2 protein-coding genes are annotated in these 20,028 nt (G+C 73.0%); both read right to left on the bottom strand.

Going from position 1 to position 20,028, the window contains the following annotated elements:
* Positions 1-1,568, bottom strand: a 1,568-nt coding sequence (locus AB0D46_RS36540) for a beta-ketoacyl synthase N-terminal-like domain-containing protein (RefSeq protein ID WP_362884158.1), incomplete at its 3' end; no start/stop codon positions are given.
* A gap of 256 nt (positions 1,569-1,824) precedes the next feature.
* On the bottom strand, positions 1,825-20,010 hold the full coding sequence (locus AB0D46_RS36535; RefSeq protein ID WP_362884156.1) for a type I polyketide synthase: 18,186 nt from the start codon (positions 20,008-20,010) through the stop codon (positions 1,825-1,827).
* Positions 20,011-20,028 lie beyond the last annotated feature (18 nt).

The raw sequence follows: 20,028 nt of genomic DNA, 5'->3' as shown, positions 1-20,028 counted from the left end.
AACGACCAACCCACATCCACCGGATCCACACCCGCACCACCCGGCAACCAACCCACCAGACGATCCGCCTGCGCCCGCAACGCCACCGCACTCTTGCCCGACAACACCCACGGCACCACCGGCAAACCCACACCAGAACCCACACCCGAACCCACACCAGAACCGGAGGCCTCCACCTCCACCTCCGGCGCCTGCTCCACGATCACGTGCGCGTTCGTCCCACTGAACCCGAACGACGACACACCCGCACGACGCGGGTGGTCGGTCTCGGGCCACGTCGTACGTTCCGTGAGCAGTTCGACGGCGCCGGACCGCCAGTCCACGTGGGGCGAGGGCTCGTCGACGTGCAGGGTGCGGGGCAGGACCCCGTGCCGCATGGCCAGCACCATCTTGATCACGCCCGCCACGCCCGCCGCGGCCTGGGTGTGCCCGATGTTCGACTTCACCGAGCCCAGGAACAGCGGCTGTCCCTCGGCGCGGGCCTGTCCGTACGTCGCCATCAGGGCCTGTGCCTCGATCGGGTCGCCGAGTGAGGTTCCCGTGCCGTGGGCCTCCACCACGTCGACCTGATCGGTGGAGAGCCGCGCGTTGGCCAGGGCCTGGCGGATGACGCGCTGCTGCGAGGGGCCGTTGGGGGCCGTCAGGCCGTTCGAGGCGCCGTCCTGGTTGATCGCGGAGCCACGGACCACGGCGAGCACCGGGCGTCCGTTCTTTCGTGCGTCGGAGAGTCGTTCCAGGAGCAGGACGCCGACTCCTTCCGCCGGGCCGAAGCCGTCGGCGCCCGCCGCGAAGGCCTTGCAGCGGCCGTCCGTGGACAGTCCGCGCTGCTTGCTGAACTCGACGAAGAGTCCGGGCGTGGACATGACGTGGACGCCGCCGGCGACGGCCATGGAGCACTCCCCCGCCCGCAGGGCCTGCACCGCGAGGTGCAGGGCGACGAGGGAGGCCGAGCACGCGGTGTCGACGGTGACCGCCGGGCCTTCGAGGCCGAAGGTGTAGGAGAGGCGACCGGACAGGACGCTGGAGGCGTTGCCGGTGCCGAGGTGGCCCGCGTAGTCCTCGCTCGCTTCGAGCAGCGGGGTGAGGTAGTCGGAGCCGTTCATGCCGACGAAGACGCCGCTCCGGCTACCGCGCAGGGTGTGCGGGTCGATGCCGGCCCGCTCGAACGCCTCCCAGGAGGTTTCCAGCAGCAGCCGCTGCTGCGGGTCCATCGCCATGGCCTCGCGCGGGGAGATCCCGAAGAAGTCGGCGTCGAACGCGGAGGCACCGTCGAGGAACCCGCCCTCGCGGGTGATCGAGGTGCCCTGTTCGTCGGGGTCGTCGGAGAACAGGTGGTCCAGGTCCCAGCCCCGGTCGGTGGGGAACGCGGTGAGGGCGTCGCCGCCGGCGGCGAGCAGGTCCCACAGTTCCTCGGGCGAGCGGACGCCGCCGGGGAAGCGGCAGCTCATGGCCGTGATGGCGACGGGCTCGTGGGCCTGGCTCTCGATGTCCCGCAGACGTCCGTACGCCTCGTCGAGATCCGTCGTGACCTTCTTGAGGTATTCGCGGAGCTTTGCTTCGTTCGCCACTGGCGCTTCACCTATTCGCGTGTCGAGACCGTGGAGGGACGGCTCAAGAATTCAAGGGAGTTCCGGGGAGGCCGGACGGATCCTTGGAGATCCGGGGAGATCGAGTGAGTCCGAGTGAGTCCGAGTGAGTTCGAGTGAGTTCGAGTCGGATCCGGGAGCCGGGGGTAGCCCGAGGATATTTGAGGAATATCGGCAAGCCCGGGGCCGTACCGTCGGAACAGGGGTTCCGGCGGTACGGCCTGGGGGTGGTTGGGGTTCAGCCCTGACCGAACTTCTTGTCGATGAGGGCGAACAGCTCGTCGTCGCTCGCGTCCTCGATCTCGCCGGCGCCCGCCTCGTCGTCCGTCCCGCGGGCCTCGTTCCACTGGGCCAGCAGGGTCTGGAGCCGTACCGCGACCCGTGCGTGGGCCGCGTCGTCGCCGGCGGTCGCGGCCAGTTCCGTCGGGTCCAGCGAGGAGAAGGTGCTTTCGAGGCGGTCGAGTTCCTCCAGTACGGAGAGCTTGCGGCCGCTCGTCCCCTCGGGGGCCAGCTCGCCGAGCACCTGCCGGGCGAGAGCGGCCGGGGTCGGGTAGTCGTAGATCAAGGTGGCGGGCAGGCGCAGCCCGGTTGCCGCGCCGAGCCGGTTGCGCAGCTCGACCGCGGTCAACGAGTCGAAGCCCAGCTCCTTGAACGCCTGCTCCTCCCCGATCTGTTCTGCGGACCGGTAGCCGAGTACGGCGGCGACCTGCCCCCGCACCAGGTCCAGTACGGTCCGCTCCCGCTCGGCGGGCGCCAGCCCGGCGAGCCGCTGCGCCGGCGACTGCTCCCCCGCCCCGTCGGGCGCGGTCGTGCCGTCGGCGGGGGAGGTGACGGACGACGCCGTCGCCCGTCGCCGCTGTCGGACGGGGGTCCGGACCAGGCCGCGGAACATCGGGAGGATCCCGCCGTCCGCGGCCCGGGCCCGCAGGGTGGGGAGGTCGATGGCCACGGGCAGCAGGACCGGCTCGCCGTCCGCCGCGAGGGCGGCGTCGAAGAGCGCAAGGCCTTCGCGTGCCGACAGCGGCGCGACACCGCCGCGCGCGGCGCGTCCCCGCTCCGCGTCGGTGAGCCGGCCCGCCATGCCGCGTTCTTCGGCCCACATGCCCCACACCAGGGACAGTGCGGCGAGCCCGCCGGCCCGGCGGTGCCGGGCGAGCGCGTCGAGGAAGACGTTCGCCGCACCGTAGTTGGCCTGACCCGCACCGCCGAGGGTGCCGGCGGCGGCCGAGAAGAGGACGAACGCCGACAGGTCGAGGTGACGGGTCAACTCGTGCAGGTTCAGCGCCCCGTCGACCTTGGGCCGCATCACCCGGTCGACGCGCTCGGGAGTGAGCAGGTCCACGACGCCGTCGTCCAGGACGGCCGCCGTGTGGATGACCGCCGTCAACGGACGCTCGGCCGGTACGGAGTCCAGCAGCGCGGCCAGTGCGACCCGGTCGGCGACGTCGCACGCCGCCCAGGTGACCTGCGCCCCCAACGCGGTCAGCCGCGTGGTGAGTTCGCCGGCCGACTCCGTGTCGCCGCCGCGGCGGCCGGTGAGCAGCAGGTGGCGTACGCCGTGTTCGGTGACCAGGTGGCGGGTGAGGAGGCCGGCGAGTCCGCCGCCGGCCCCGGTGACGAGGACCGTACCGCGGGTGTCGATGCGGCTCTTCGTGTCGTCCCCGTCCGTCGTCCCGGCGACGGTGTCCACCCGGGCCAACCTCGGTACGTACAGCGTTCCGTTGCGTACGGCGAGTTCGGGCTCCTCGGATGTGAGGGCGGCCGCGAGGGCCCGCCCTGAGGCATCGCTCCCGTCGAGGTCGACGAGTACGAAACGGTCGGGGTGCTCGGTCTGCGCCGCGCGCAGCAGGCCCCACACCGGGGTGTGGGCGAGGTCGACGGCCTCGGTGTCGGTGTGCGCGGCCACGGCGCCCCGGGTGACGACGGCGAGGCGTGCGCCGGCGAAGCGGCCGTTGTCCAGCCAGGTCTGCACGGTCGCGAGCGCCCGGTGCGTCACCTCGTGGACCTCGTCCGCCGTCGGGTGGGCCGGGGTGCGGCCGGTGCTCGCCATGAACGGCACGACCACGGTGTCGGGCGCGGGCCGGCGCCCGGCGGCGACGGCTTCCTCCAGGGCCACCAGGTCCTCGTACGTCGCGACGGGGACCCCGGCGGCGCCCAGGGCGGCGGCGAACGAGTCCGCGCCGGAGCCGGCGCCGATGACCGCGAGGGTCGCGGAGCCCACCCGGGCGGCCGCAGTCGTCCGCACCCAGTCGAGGCGGAACAGCGAGTCGTGGACCCCGTCGGGGGCCGGCGCCGTGAACCGCTCGACGTCGACTTCCCGGGTCACCAGGGTCGCGACGGACGCGACGGGCACGCCCTGCGCGTCGGCCAGTTCGACGGACACGGTGTCCGCGCCGCCCGGGGTGATCCGCAGGCGCAGCGTGTCGGCCACGTCCACGCCCGCCCCGTGGAGCCGTACTCCGCGCCAGGCGAGCGGTTCGCGGGCGGTGGTGTCCGCGGCGGTGGCGGTCAGGGCCTGTACCGCCGCGTCGAGGAGAGCGGGATGGAGGGCGAACCCAGCTGCCGGGGAACGCAGTTCGTCGGAGAGTCCGACCTCTGCGAAGACCTCGTCGCCGCGCACCCAGATCCCGTTCAGGGTCCTGAGCTCCGGTCCGTGGTGGAGCCCGGCGACCGCGAGGCGCTCGTGCACGTCTTCGACGGGAACCTCCACGGCGTCGGCGGGCGGCCACGCTTCGGCGCCGACGGAGGTGCCGACGGAGCCGACGGAGCCGACGACGTCCCCGGCTGCCCACTCGGCTTCGAAGGGGGCTTCGAAGGCGGCCCCGGATTCGGTCTCGGATTCGGTCTCGGATTCGGTCTCGCCGAGGTGGCCCGTGGCGTGGCGGGACCAGGTCCCGCCGTGTGCCGTGGGGCCGTCCGTCGCTTCGGTCCGACTGTGTACCTGGACGGTGCGACGTCCGGCGTCGTCCGCCCCGCCGACGGTGAGCCGGAGCTGTACGGCTCCGACCTCAGGCAGCACGAGCGGTGCCTCGTGGGTCAGCTCCTCCAGCCGGCCGCAGCCGGCCTCGGCGCCGGCCCGCAGCGCGAGTTCGACGAAGGCCGCACCGGGCACGACCACCGAGTCGGCCACGACGTGGCCGGCCAACCAGGGGTGCGTACGGCGGGACAGTCGGCCGGTGAACAGGAACCCTCCCGTGTCCGGCAGTTCGACCGCCGCGCCGAGCAGCGGGTGCCCCGCCGACTCGATGCCGAGCGAGGCGGCGTCCTCCAGCGCCGCGAAGGAGTCGATCCAGTAGCGCTCGCGCTGGAAGGCGTACGTCGGCAGGTCGACGCGCCGCGCGCCGGTCCCGGCGTAGAAGGCCGTCCAGTCGACGGTGACGCCTTGGACGTGCGCCTGCGCGAGGGCGGTGACGAGGGTCACGGCCTCGGCGCGTGCCTTGCGGAGCACGGGCACACACGTGACGGTCGCCTCGGCCAGGCAGTCCTGGGCGAGGGCGGACAGGATTCCATCGGGGCCGAGTTCGAGGTACGTGGTCACGCCGGCGGCTTCCAGCGCGCGGACGCCGTCGAGGAACCGGACACCCTCGCGGACGTGCCGGACCCAGAAGTCCGCGCTGCCCATCTCGTCCTCGGCGATCAGGGCGCCGGTCAGGTTCGAGACGATCGGGACGCGCGGCGTCGCGTACGCCAGCCCGTCCGCCACCTTGCGGAAGTCGGCGAGCATGCCGTCCATGTGCGGCGAATGGAAGGCATGACTGACCGTGAGCCGCTTGGACTTGCGGCCGGTGAAGAACTCCACGACCGACGTCGCCGCGTCCTCGTCACCGGCGATCACGACCGACTGCGGGCCGTTGACGGCGGCGACGCTCACCCGGTCCGTCAGCAACGGCAGGACCTCGTCCTCCGAGGCCTGCAGGGCGATCATCACGCCACCGGTCGGCAGCGCCTGCATCAACCGGCCGCGCGCCGCGACCAGCGTGCACGCGTCGTCCAGCGACAGGACACCCGCCACGTGCGCGGCAGAAATCTCACCGACCGAATGGCCGGACACGAAGTCCGGCCGCACGCCCCACGATTCCAGCAGCCGGAACAGCGCCACCTCCACCGCGAACAACGCCGGCTGGGCGTACTCGGTCCGATCCAGCAGGCCGCCATCCGCCCCGAACAGCACCTCCTTCAGCGGCACTTCCAGATCGAGCCGCTCGCACACCGCATCCAGCGCGGCGGCGAACACCGGGAAGGCGTCGTACAGTTCACCCCCCATCCCGATCCGCTGGCTGCCCTGCCCGGTGAACAGGAAAGCCACCATCTGTTCCGTGTTCGCCACACCCCGGGTCAGCTCGGCGGCGGAGTCGCCTGCCGCGAGCGCCGTCAGCGCCCCTCGGTAAGCCTCCTCCCCGTCCGCGACGATCACGGCGCGGTGGTCGAGCAGGGCCCGGCCGGTCGCGAGCGAGTGACCGACGTCCACCGGCCGTGCCCCGCCGCCGCCGGCGAGGTGGCCGAGCAGCCGGGCGGCCTGGTCGCGTAGAGCGGCCTGCGTACGGCCGGTGAGGGTCCACGGCCAGGCGCCGGACTCGTCGGCCTCCGGTGACTCGGGGGCCTCCATCGCATCGGGCGTTTCAGGGGCCTGCTCCAGGATGGTGTGGGCGTTCGTGCCGCTCACACCGAACGAGGAGACACCGGCCCGGCGCGGGCGGCCGGTCTCCGGCCACGCCCGCTGCTCGGTCAGCAGTTCCACCTCGCCCGCCGTCCAGTCGACGTGCGGGGTGGGCCCGTCGACGTGCAGGGTCTGCGGCAGCGTGCCGTGCCGCATGGCCATCACCATCTTGATGACGCCCGCGACACCGGCCGCGGCCTGGGTGTGCCCGATGTTCGACTTGATCGAACCGAGCAGCAGCGGCCGGCCCTCGGGCCGGTCCTGCCCGTACGTGGCCAGCAGCGCCTGCGCCTCGATCGGGTCGCCCAGCTTCGTGCCCGTGCCGTGGGCCTCGACGGCGTCCACGTCGGCGGCGGTCAGACCCGCCCCGGCCAGCGCCGCACGGATCACCCGCTGCTGCGACGGCCCGTTCGGTGCCGTCAGACCGTTGCTCGCACCGTCCTGGTTGACCGCCGAACCACGCACCACCGCCAGCACCGGATGACCGTTGCGGCGGGCGTCCGACAGCCGCTCCACGAGCAGCATGCCGACACCCTCACCCCAACCCGTACCGTCCGCGCCTTCCGCGAAGGCCTTGATCCGGCCGTCCGCGGCGAGGCCGCCCTGGCGGGCGAACTCGACGAACGCTCCCGGTGTCGACATGACCGTCACACCACCGGCCAGAGCGATCGAGCATTCGCCGTTGCGGAGCGCCTGTACGGCGAGGTGCAGGGCCACGAGCGATGCCGAGCACGCGGTGTCGACGGTGACGGCCGGCCCTTCGAGGCCGAACACGTAGGAGAGGCGGCCGGAGACGACGCTCGCGGAGTTGCCGGTGCTCATGAACCCGTCTCCGCCGTCGGCGGAGTTCAGCACGAGCGAAAGGTAGTCCTGCCCGTTGGTCCCGACGAACACGCCGGCCTGGCTGCCTCGCAGGGACGACGGGTCGATGCCGGCCCGCTCGAACGCCTCCCACGAGGTCTCCAGCAACAGCCGCTGCTGCGGGTCCATGGCGAGGGCCTCGCGCGGCGAGATCCCGAAGAATCCGGGGTCGAACTGCGCGACGTCGTAGAGGAATCCGCCTTCGCGGGCGTACGGGGCCTCCTGCTCGGAGCGCGGCCCGAAGAGTTCCTCCGCGTCCCAGCCCCGGTCGGCCGGGAACTCGCCGATGGCGTCGCCGCCGGCGGCAAGCAGCTGCCACAGGTCCTCGGGGGTGCGCACGCCACCGGGGAAGCGGCAGCTCATCGCGACGATCGCGATCGGATCGTCGTCGCCCGGCTTGGCCGTCGCCCGCGCCGCGAGAGCGCTCACCGCTTCCTCGGTGCCGAGCAGTTCACCGCGCAGGTGGTCCGCCAGGTCCGTGGAGGTCGGGTAGTCGTAGATGAGTGTGGCCGGCAGGCGCAGTCCGGTGGTGGAACCCAGCCGGTTGCGGAGTTCGACGGCGGTCAGCGAATCGAAGCCGAGCTCCTTGAACGCCCGTCCCGCGCCGACGCTTTCCGCTCCGGCGTGACCGAGGACCGCGGCGACCTCCTTGCGGACGAGGTCCAGCAGCAGCCGGTCCCGCTCGGCGACGGAGAGTCCCGCCAGCCGCGACACGAGGGACTGCCGACCGTGGCCCGACCCGTCGGACGACCCTGCGTCGGCCCCGCGTGCGGTGAAGGCACCGCGCGCCTCCGGCAGTTCGGCGAAGAGGTTGCCGGGGCGCACGGCGGTGAAGCCGGTGGCGAACCGGTCCCAGTCCACGTCCACGACGGTGACGACGGTGTCGTTCGCGTCGAGGGCGCGGTGGAGGGCGTCGATCGCCGACCCGGCGGCCATGGGCGGTACGCCGCCCTTGCGCATGCGGGCGTCGAGCGCGCCGTCGGCGGCCATGCCGCCCTCGGCCCACGGGCCCCACGCGATCGACGTGGCGGCCAGGCCGTCGGCACGCCGCTGTTCGGCCAGCGCGTCCGAGTAGGCGTTGGCCGCTGCGTAGTTGGCCTGGCCGGCCGTGCCCCACGTACCCGTGACGGACGAGAACAGGACGAACGCGGAGAGTTCGATGCCGAGTTCGACGGTCAGCTCGTGCAGGTTGAGGGCGGAGACCGCCTTGGCCCGGAGTACGGACTCGAACCGGTCCGGCGTGAGGGCGTCGAGCACGCCGTCGTCCAGGATTCCGGCGGTGTGGACGATCGCGGTGAGCGTGTCGGCCTCGGTGGCCAGCAGCGTGCGCAGCGCATCCCGGTCGGCGGCGTCACACGCAACCACCGACACCTCCACACCCAGCTCCGACAGCTCGGCGGCCAGCTCGGCCGCCCCGGGGGCGTCCATGCCCCGCCGGCTGGTCAGCACCAGACGCCCGGCGCCGGCCCCGGCCAACCACCGCGCGACCCGACCACCCAGCGCACCCGTACCACCGGTCACCAACACCGTCCCGGACGGCGCCCAGGACGGCTCGCCCTGAACGGCGGCGGCACGGACCAGACGGCGCCCGAAGACCCCGGACGAACGCACCGCGACCTGGTCCTCACCGGCAGGAGCACCGGCCAGGACCCCGACCAACCGGCCCATCGCCCGCTCGTCCCACACCTCGGGGAGGTCGACGAGACCACCCCAGCGTTCGGGCGCCTCCAGCGCGGCCACCCGACCAAGACCCCACACCTGCGCCTGAACCGGCGACACCAGCCGATCCGAACGACCCACACTCACCGCACCACGCGTCACGCACCACAGCGGCGCCTCGACCCCGGCATCGCCGAGCGCCTGCACCAGGACGGCTGTCGCGCCGATACCGGCCGACTTGTCCCACGCGAGCAGGGACACCACACCGGCGACGGCGCTTTCCACACCGGACAGCAGCCCGGCAAGGGCTTCCCGATCGGTGCCGGACTCGACCGCCACGCGGTGGACCTCAGCCCCACGCCCGCTCAGCGCGCCCACCACGGCCGTGTCGTCCACGCCGGCGGTCGGAACCACCAGCAGCCAGGATCCGGACAGGCCCGCGCCGGCGCCGCCGACGTCCGCCAGCGGCTTCCACGACACCCGGTACCGCCACCCGTCGACCTCCGGGCCCGTGCCCGCGGCCCCGCCGCGTCGCCCGAGCGCCGTTTCCGGCCAGTACCGGCTGCGCTGGAAGGCGTACGTCGGCAGGTCGACGCGTACGGCGCCGTTCCCGTGGAGCGTCTGCCAGTCGACGGGGATCCCGCGGACGTGGCTGCCGGCCAGCGCGGCCATGGCCGTTTCCGTCTCGGACCGCCCCTTGCGCAGCACCGGCACGAACACCGCACTCGGCTCGGTCAGGCACTCCTGTCCGAGGGCGGACAGGACACCGTCGGGCCCGAGTTCGAGGTACGTCGTGACCCCCGCGGCCTCCAGGGCCCGGATGCCGTCGAGGAAGCGCACGGCTTCGCGGACGTGGCGGACCCAGAAGTCCGCGGTGGCGAGTTCCTCGGTGACGAGGGACCCGGTCAGGTTCGACACGATCGGGATGCGCGGCGTCGCGAACGACAGTCCCTCGACCACCCGGCGGAAGTCATCCAACATGGCGTCCATGTGCGGCGAGTGGAACGCGTGACTGACCGAGAGCTGCTTGCTCTTACGACCGCTGAGGGATGCGGCGATGGCCACCGCGGCGTCCTCGTCGCCCGCGATCACGACCGACTGCGGACCGTTGACGGCGGCGATGCTCACCCGGTCCGTCAGCAGCGGCAGGACCTCGTCCTCCGAAGCCTGCACCGCGACCATCACGCCACCGGCCGGCAGCGCCTGCATCAACCGACCACGCGCCGCGACCAACGTGCACGCGTCGTCCAGTGACAGCACACCGGACAGGTGCGCGGCGGCGATCTCACCGATCGAATGGCCGCAGAGGAAGTCCGGCTTCACACCCCACGACTCGAGGAGCCGGAACAGCGCCACCTCGACCGCGAACAACGCCGGCTGCGTGAACCGCGTCTCGTCCAACAGGCCCGCATCCGACCCGAAGAGAACGTCCCGCAACGGCACTTCGAGATCCAGACGCGCACACACCGCGTCGAGAGCCTCCGCGAACACCGGGTAGGCGTCGTACAGTTCACGCCCCATGCCGAGGCGCTGGCTCCCCTGACCGGTGAACAGGAAGGCAATCTTCCCGCCGACCGGCGACCCCGTCACCACTCCCGGCGCCGTGTCTCCGTCCGCCAGGGCCGCGAGACCGGCCAGCAGGCCCTCACGGTCCGTGGCGGTCACCGCCGCCCGCTCCTCGAACGCCGAGCGGCCGGTGGCCAGCGTCCTGCCGACGTCCGTCAGCGACAGCTCGGGGTCCGCCTGGAGTCGCGCCCGCAGCCGGTCGGCCTGGGCCCGCAGCCCCGTCCCGCTCTTCGCCGAAATCACCAGCGGCAGCGGCATCCGCCGGGCACTCGGCTCCACGGCTCCCGCGTCGCCCGCGCCGAGCTCCGCCTGCGACAGCTGTGACAGCTGCGGCGCCGGCGGGGCCTGCTCGATGATCGTGTGTGCGTTGGTGCCGCTGAAGCCGAACGAGGAGACGCCTGCCCGGCGCGGACGGCCGGTCTCCGGCCAGGGCCGCCGCTCGGTCAGCAGTTCGATGTCACCCGCCTGCCAGTCCACCTGCGGGGACGGCTCGTCGATGTGGAGGCTTTCGGGAAGCTCCCCCTCCCGCATGGCCATCACCATCTTGATGACGCCCGCGACACCGGCCGCGGCCTGCGTGTGCCCGATGTTCGACTTGATCGAACCGAGGAGCAGCGGCCGGCCCTCGGGCCGGTCCTGGCCGTAGGTGGCCAGCAGGGCCTGGGCTTCGATCGGGTCGCCGAGGGTGGTGCCGGTGCCGTGGGCCTCGACGGCGTCCACGTCGGCGGCGGTCAGGCCCGCGCCCGCCAGCGCCGCACGGATCACCCGCTGCTGCGACGGCCCGTTCGGCGCGGTCAGGCCGTTGCTCGCACCGTCCTGGTTGACGGCCGAACCACGTACGACCGCCAGCACCGGGTGCCCGTTGCGGCGGGCGTCCGACAGCCGCTCCACGAGCAGCATGCCGACACCCTCACCCCAACCCGTACCGTCCGCACCCTCCGCGAACGCCTTGATCCGGCCGTCGGCCGCGAGCCCGCGCTGACGGCTGAACTCGATGAACGTGCCCGGCGTGGACATCACGGTCACGCCACCGGCCAGGGCCAGGTCGCACTCACCCTGACGCAGCGCCTGGATCGCCCAGTGCAGCGCGACCAGGGACGACGAGCAGGCCGTGTCGACGGTGACCGCCGGTCCTTCGAGGCCGAACACGTACGACAGCCGGCCGGACACCACGCTCGCCGCGTTGCCCGTACCCAAATGCCCTTCCAGACCGGCCGGTTCCTCCAGGAGCACGGACAGGTAGTCCTGTCCGTTGGTACCGACGAAGACACCGGCCTGGCTGCCGCGCAGCGTCTCGGGGTCGATGCCGGCGCGCTCGAAGGCCTCCCACGAGGTCTCCAGCAGCAGGCGCTGCTGCGGGTCCATGGCGAGGGCCTCGCGCGGCGAGATCCCGAAGAAGTCGGCGTCGAAGTCGGCGACGTCGTAGAGGAAGCCGCCTTCGCGGGCGTACGAGGTGCCCTGCGTGCTCGGGTCGGCGTCGTAGAGGGCGTCGAGGTTCCAGCCGCGGTCCAGGGGAAGGTCGGAAATGGCGTCGGTACCGGACGCCACCAACTGCCAGAGGTCTTCCGGCGTGCGCACTCCGCCGGGGAAGCGGCAGCTCATGGCGACGATCGCGATCGGGTCGTCGTCGACGGCCCTGACCGTCGGGCCCGCGGCCTCGACCTGGGTTCCGAGGAGTTCGGAACCCAGGTGGGCGGCGAGCGCGGCCGGGGTCGGGTAGTCGTAGACGAGCGTGGCCGACAGCCGCAGTTCGGTGGCGGCGCCGAGCCGGTTGCGGAGTTCGACCGCCGTGAGCGAGTCGAATCCGATCTCGCGGAAGGCGCGTCCCGCCTCGACGTCCTGGGCGCCGGAGTGGCCGAGGACCTCGGCGACCTGTGCACGCACGAGGTCGAGGAGGAAGGCCTCCCGGTCGTCGGCGGGCAGGCCCCGCAGGCGCTCGGCGAGCGAAGAGCCCGCGCGCTCGGTACGGTCGCCCGCCCGCTCCGCACCCCGGGTGACGGCCTCGGCCTCGGGCAGGTCGGCGAGCAGCTTGCCGACGCGTACGGCGGTGAACCCGGGCGCGAACTTAGCCCAGTCGAAGTCGACGACGGTCAGTACCGCCTCGTCCGAACCGACGGCCTGCCGGAGAGCGGTGATCGCCAGGTCGGCGTTCATGGGCGGTACGCCGCCACGGCGCATCCGGGCGTCCATCGCCTCATCGGCCGCCATGCCGCCCTCGGCCCACGGACCCCACGCGATCGACGTCGCGACCAGACCGGCAGCACGACGCTGCTCGGCCAGCGCGTCCAAATAGGCGTTCGCGGCGGCATAGTTGCCCTGACCGGCCGCACCCACCGTGCCGCTCATGGAGGAGAACAGCACGAACGCGGACAACTCGATACCCAGCTCGACGGTCAGCTCGTGCAGGTTCAGCGCGGAAACCGCCTTGGCCCGCAGTACGCCTTCGAACCGCTCCGGAGTCAGAGCGTCGAGCACCCCGTCGTCCAAGATCCCAGCCGTATGCACCACCGCCGTCAGCGTGTCGGCCTCGGCGGCCAGCAGCGCACCCAACGCATCCCGGTCAGCGGCATCACACGCCACCACCGACACCTCGACACCAAGCTCCGACAACTCGGCAACCAACTCGGCCGCACCCGCAGCGTCCCCACCCCGACGACTGGTCAGCACCAGACGCCCGGCACCCGCCCCGGCCAACCACCGGGCCACCCGACCACCCAGCGCACCCGTACCACCGGTCACCAACACCGTCCCCGACGGCACCCAAGAATCCGTACCCCCCGCCACCACACGCACCAAACGACGCCCGAAGACGCCCGAAGAACGCACCGCGACCTGGTCCTCACCGACAGAACCACCGGCCAACACACCCGCCAAGCGGCCCATCGCCCGCTCGTCCCACACCTCGGGAAGGTCCACCAGACCACCCCAACGCTCCGGAACCTCCAACGCCGCCACCCGACCCAGACCCCACACCTGCGCCTGGACCGCCGACACCAGGACATCGGAACGACCCACACTCACCGCACCACGGGTCAGGCACCACAACGGCGCCTCCACCCCGGCATCACCCAACGCCTGCACCAGAACAGCGCTCTGAACGACACCCGCCGACTCCCCCAGAGCCAGCAGCGACACCACACCGGCCACAGAGCCGACGCCCGACAACAGACCGGCCAAGGACTCCCTCTCGGTACCCGGTTCGACCACCACCCGGCGCACCTCGGCCCCACGCCCGACCAACGCACCCACCACAGCCGCGTCATCCACGCCTCCGGCACGAACCACCACCAGCCAGACACCCGACAGCCGCACACCGGCACCGGCGTCCGTCAGCGGCTTCCACGACACCCGGTAGCGCCAGCCGTCGATCTCCGACTGTTCCTGGCCCTGTCGGCGCCAGGCCGACAGGGCGGGGACGAGGTCGCTGATGCGTGCGTCGCCGGGCACGTCCAGTTCGGACGCCAGCGACGTCAGGTCGCCGCTCTCCACCGCGTCCCAGAACCGGGCGTCCACCCCGCCGGCGGCCGGCGTGGAGGCGACCGGGCCGTTCCAGAGGATGGTCTCGGGCCAGTAGCGCTGTCGCTGGAAGGCGTACGTCGGCAGCTCCATGCGCCGGGCGCCCGTGCCGGTGAAGAACGTCGACCAGTCGACGTCCACACCCCGGACGTGGACCCGGGCCGCGGCGGTGACGACTGTCTCCGCTTCTCCCCGGTCCGCGCGCAGGGCGGGAACGAAGGCGGTCTCCGCGTCGCCCGTCAGGCACTCCTGGGCGAGGGCGGACAGTACACCGTCCGGTCCCAGCTCGACGTACGTCGTCACACCCACCGCTTCGAGGGCGCGGACGCCGTCGAGGAAGCGAACGGCTTCGCGGACGTGGCGGACCCAGAAGTCCGCCGAGCCCATCTCGCCCTCGGCGATGAGGGCGCCGGTCAGGTTCGACACGATCGGAATGCGCGGCGCCGCGAACGACAGGCCCTCCACCACCTGGCGGAAGTCCTCCAACATGCCGTCCATGTGGGGCGAGTGGAAGGCGTGGCTGACGGTGAGCCGCTTGCTCTTGCGGCCGACGAGCGACTCCACCACCGCGACAGCGGCGTCCTCATCACCCGCGATCACCACCGACTGCGGCCCGTTGACGGCCGCGATGCTCACCCGGTCCGTCAACAGCGGCAGGACCTCGTCCTCCGAAGCCTGCACCGCGATCATCACGCCACCGGCCGGCAGCGCCTGCATCAACCGACCACGCGCCGTCACCAACACACACGCGTCATCCAGCGACAGCACACCCGCCACATGCGCGGCAGCGATCTCACCTATCGAATGCCCCGACACGAAGTCCGGCCGGACACCCCACGATTCGAGCAGCCGGAACAGCGCCACCTCGACCGCGAACAACGCCGGCTGCGTGAACCGCGTCTCGTCCAACAGGGCCGCGTCCGACCCGAACAACACGTCCTTCAACGGCGCATCGAGCTCCAGCCGACCGCACACCTCGTCCAACGCGGCCGCGAACACCGGGTAGGCGTCGTACAGTTCGCGCCCCATACCCAGTCGCTGACTGCCCTGGCCGGTGAACAGGAAGGCGAGGCCGCCGCTCGATGCCACGCCTTGGACGAGGCCCGGTACCGGTTCGCCGGCGGCCAGGGCCGTCAGGCGGCCGAGGAGGGACTCGGCGTCCGACGCCGGGGCCAGCACGACCGCGCGGTGTTCCAGGGCGGCGCGGTGGGCGGCGAGGGAGTGGCCGAGGTCGAGGGCGCCGCGGGTTCCCGTGGTGGCGACGGCGTCGGCCGCGGCCGGGTGCAGGCGGTCCGCCTGGGCGCGCAGGGCGGCCGCGGTGCGGCCGGAGACGAGCCACGGCAGGACCGGGATCCCGGGCGCGGTGGGCGTCGGGGACGGGGAGTCGTCCGCGGGGTGCGGGGCCTGCTCGATGACGGCGTGGGCGTTGGTGCCGCTGTAGCCGAACGAGGAGATGCCGGCGCGGCGCGGACGGCCGGTCTCGGGCCAGGTCCGCTGTTCGGTCAGCAGCTCGATGTCGCCTGCCGTCCAGTCGACGTACGGGGTGGGCTCGTCGATGTGGAGGGTTTGGGGCAGGATGCCGTGCCGCATCGCCATGACCATCTTGATGACGCCCGCGGCGCCGGCGACGGCCTGGGTGTGGCCGATGTTCGACTTCACCGAGCCGAGCAGCAGCGGCCGGCCCTCGGGTCGGTCCTGGCCGTAGGTGGCCAGGAGGGCCTGGGCCTCGATGGGGTCGCCGAGGCGGGTTCCCGTGCCGTGGGCTTCGACGGCGTCGACGTCCGTGGCGGTCAGGCCGGCGTCGTCGAGTGCTTCGCGGATGACGCGCTGCTGGGACGGGCCGTTGGGGGCGGTGAGGCCGTTGGAGGCGCCGTCCTGGTTGACGGCGGTGCCGCGGACCACGGCGAGGACGGGGTGTCCGTTGCGGCGGGCGTCGGAGAGGCGTTCCAGGAGGAGCAGGCCGACGCCCTCGGACCAGATGGTGCCGTCGGCGGCGGCGGCGAACGCCTTGATGCGGCCGTTGTCCGCGAGGCCGCGCTGGCGGCTGAACTCGGTGAACGCGCCGGGCGTGGACATGATGGTGACCGCGCCGGCGAGGGCCATGGCGCATTCGCCGCTGCGCAGGGCCTGCGCGGCGAGGTGCAGGGTGACGAGCGAGGAGGAGCAGGCGGTGTCGACGGTGACGGCCGGCCCCTCCAGGCCGAAGCTGTAGGAGATGCGGCCGGAGACGACGCTGGCGGCGTTGCCCGTGCCGAGGTGTCCTTCGAGGCCGTCGCCGTCGTTCAGCCACAGTTGGAGGTAGTCCTGGGCGTTGGAGCCGATGAACACGCCGGTGCGGCTGCCGTGCAGGGTGGTCGGGTCGATGCCGGCGCGCTCGAACGTCTCCCAGGTGGTCTCCAGCAGCAGGCGCTGCTGGGGGTCCATGGCGAGGGCTTCGCGCGGGGAGATCCCGAAGAAGGCGGCGTCGAAGGAGGCGGCCTCGTGGAGGAAGCCGCCCTCGCGGACGTAGCTGGTGCCCTCGCGGTCGGGGTCGTCGCTGTAGAGGGTGTCGAGGTCCCAGCCGCGGTCGGCGGGGAAGGCGGTGATGCCGTCGCGGCCCTCGGCGAGCATCCGCCACAGGTCCTCGGGAGAGGCGACGTTTCCGGGGAAGCGGCAGTTCATGGCGACGATGGCGATCGGGTCGTCGTCCTGGCCGGCGGCCGTGGCGGCGGCCCGGCGGGAGGTGGGGCCGCTCGCGCGGTCGCCCGCGTCGTCCGCGAGGTCGCCGACGATCTCCTGGCGGAGGTATTGGGCGAGGGCGGTGGCCGTCGGGTAGTCGAAGACGAGGGTGGCGGGCAGTCGACGGCCGGTGGCCTCGCCGAGCAGGTTGCGCAGTTCGACGGCGGTCAGCGAGTCGAAGCCGAGTTCCTTGAAGGACCGGCCGGGCTCGACGGAGGCGGCGCCCGGGTAGCCGAGCGCCGAGGCGACCTGCTTGCGTACGAGGTCGAGGAGCGCACGGTCCTGTTCGGCGGCCGGGAGCCCGGCGAGGCTCGCCCGCAGGCCGGAGACACCGGCCGCGGCGCCGCCCGCGGTACGGCGTACGGGGACCCGTACGAGTCCGCGCAGCAGCGGGGACAGGGCACCCGCGCGGGCCTGCGTGCGCAGGCCGGGGAGGTCGACGCGCATCAGGACGGGTACGGGTTCGTCGATGCGGTGGACGAGGTCGAAGAGGTCGAGGCCCTCGGCCGAGGTGAGCGGGGGCAGTCCGCCACGGGTCATGCGGCTGATGTCGGCGTCGGTGAGGCTGCCGGCCATGCCCGAGCCGTCGGCCCACAGGGACCAGGCGAGGGAGGTGGCGGGCAGGCCGAGGGAGCGGCGGTGTTGGGCGAGGGCGTCGAGGAAGACGTTGGCCGCCGCGTAGTTGCCCTGGCCGGCGCCGCCGAGGACGCCGCCGATGGAGGAGAACAGCAGGAAGGCGGAGAGGTCGAGGTCGCGGGTCAGTTCGTGCAGGTGGCAGGCCGCGTCGGCCTTGGGCCGCAGGACGGCCGACAGGCGTTCGGGCGTGAGGGACGTGACGATGCCGTCGTCGAGGACGCCGGCGGTGTGGACGACCGCGCCGAGCGGGTGCGCGGCGGGTATCGCCTCCAGTACGGCGGCGAGCGCGTCCCGGTCGGCGACGTCGCAGGCCGCCCAGGTCACCGAGGCACCGGCGGCGGTGAGTTCGGTGGTGAGCCGCTGCGCTTCGGGGGTGGATCCGCCGCGCCGGCCGACGAGCAGCAGGTGGCGTACGCCGTGCTCGGCGACGAGCCGGTGGGCGATCAGCCCGCCGAGGAGCCCGCCGGCTCCGGTGATCAGGACGGTCGACTCCGGCGCGTACGTGACCCCGGCGCCCGCCGGCCGGTCCGTGTCGGTCTCCGGGGTCTCCCGGGCCACCCGGGTGAAGCGCGGTACGTGGACGGTCCCGGCGCGCAGGGCGAGTCGCGGCTCTCCCGCGGTGACGGCGCCGGCCAAGGCGGCGGGCAGGGCGGTGGCGGAGGCTTCACCGGCGTCGGTGTCGGTGGCGGCGTCGGTGTCCAGCAGCAGGATCCGGTCGGGGTTCTCGGCCTGCGCGGAGGACAGCAGGCCCCGGACGACCGCGTGGACGGGGTCGGTGACCGTGTCGGTCCCGCCGTCACCGGCCGCGACGGTGCCGCTGGTCAGGACGACGAGACGGGTGGCGGCGAACCGGTCGCCGGCGAAGGGCTCCTCGCCCAGCCAGGTTCGGGCGAGGGCGAGGGCGTGGTGCGCGGCCCGGTGCACGGCATCGGCGGAGAACTCGGGCGCGGTGGCGGGCCGGCCGTCGGCGTCCTGCCCCTCGGAGCCGGCCGGGTGTTCGGCCGCCGCCTGTCCGTAGCCGGTGAACACGACGTCGGGGACGGCTGCTCCGGCGTCGACGGAGGCCGCGAGTTCGGCCAGGTCCGCGTGGACGGTGATCGTGACACCGGTCGCGCCCGCGGCGCGGAGGGCGGCGGGCACCTCGGCGCCCAGGACCGCCCAACGGGCGCCGGCCGGGGTGGCGGCGGGGGTCGCGGGCAGCGGCGTCCACTCGGTGCGGAACACGGACTCGTGGTGCGCGGTGGCCGCCGCCCGGACCTGCTCGGCCGATACGGCGCGCAGGACGAGCGAGTCGACGGTGGCGACGGGCGCGCCCGTCGGGTCCGCGATCTCCAGGCGGATGCCGCCGCCCCGGCCCGTCGGGGTGAGGTGCACGCGCAGGGCGTCGGCGCCGTTGGCGTGGAGGGTCACGCCGCTCCAGGCGAACGGGAGCCGGCCCTCGCCGTCGGTGCCGCCGAGGACTCCGAGGCCCAGCGTGTGGAGCGCGGCGTCGAGGAGCGCGGGGTGCAGGCCGAAGTCGGCCGCCGCGGTGACGGTTTGCTCGGGCAGGGCGACTTCGGCGTAGACGCTGTCGCCCCGCTGCCAGGCGGCGGTGAGCCCTTGGAACACGGGGCCGTAGCCCATGCCGACCTCGACGAGGTCGGCGTAGAGGTTCTCCGTGGGGAGGGGTTCGGCGCCCGCCGGGGGCCACTGGCCGGCGGCGAAGGGTGTCGGGGCCGCCGAGAGGGTGGCGGGGGCGAGGACGCCGCCGGCGTGCCGTGTCCAGGGCTCGTCGGCTTCGCCGTCCTTCGGGCGGGAGGAGAGGCCGAGGGAGCGGCGACCGCTGCCGTCGGCGTCGGGCGCGCTCACGTGCATCTGGAGCTGTACGCCGCCGCGTTCGGGCAGTACGAGCGGTGCTTCGAGGGTGAGTTCTTCGAGGACTCCGCAGCCGACCTGGTCGCCGGCCCAGATCGCCAGGTCGACGAAGGCGGTGCCGGGGAGCAGCACGCTGCCCATCACGGCGTGGTCGACGAGCCAGGGGTGGGTGGTCGAGGAGAGCATCGCGGTGAAGACGAGGCCCCCTGAGTCGGCGAGGGCGACGGTCGCGCCGAGCAGCGGGTGCGCGGCGGCGTCGAGTCCGGCCGCGCCGAGGTCACCGATCGGGCTGCCGGGCTCGATCCAGTAGCGCTGCCGCTGGAAGGGGTAGGTGGGCAGGTCGTCGACGCGTCCGGTACCGGCGCCGGCGAAGAAGGCCCGCCAGTCGACGCGGACGCCGCGGACGTGGGCCCGCGCGAGGGCGGTGACCAGCACCTCGGCCTCGGGGCGGCCCTTGCGCAGGGCGGGTACGAAGACGGCGTCCCGGGTGGCGGACTCCGCGGTGAGGCAGTCCTGGGCGAGGGCCGACAGGATCCCGTCCGGGCCGAGTTCGACGTACGTGGTCACGCCGGCGGCTTCCAGCGTGCGGACACCGTCGAGGAAGCGGACCGCCTCGCGGACGTGCCGTACCCAGAACTCCGCCGAACCCATCTCACCGTCGGCGATCAGAGCGCCGGTCAGGTTGGAGACGATCGGAATGCTCGGGGCGGAGAACGACAGGCCCGCCACCACCTGACGGAAGGCCTCCACCATGCCGTCCATGTGCGGCGAGTGGAACGCGTGACTCACCGCGAGCCGCTTGGACTTCCGACCGGCCAAAGCATCCACGACCGCCACGGCCGCGTCCTCGTCACCCGCGATGACCACCGCACGCGGACCATTGATCGCCGCGATGCTCACCCGATCCGTCAGCAACGGCAGGACCTCGTCCTCCGCCGCCTCCAGCGCGATCATCACACCACCCGCCGGCAGCGC

The organism is Streptomyces sp. NPDC048383 (assembly GCF_040651775.1).
Lineage (GTDB): Bacteria > Actinomycetota > Actinomycetes > Streptomycetales > Streptomycetaceae > Streptomyces.
This window is presented reverse-complemented; position numbering and strand designations above follow the sequence as displayed.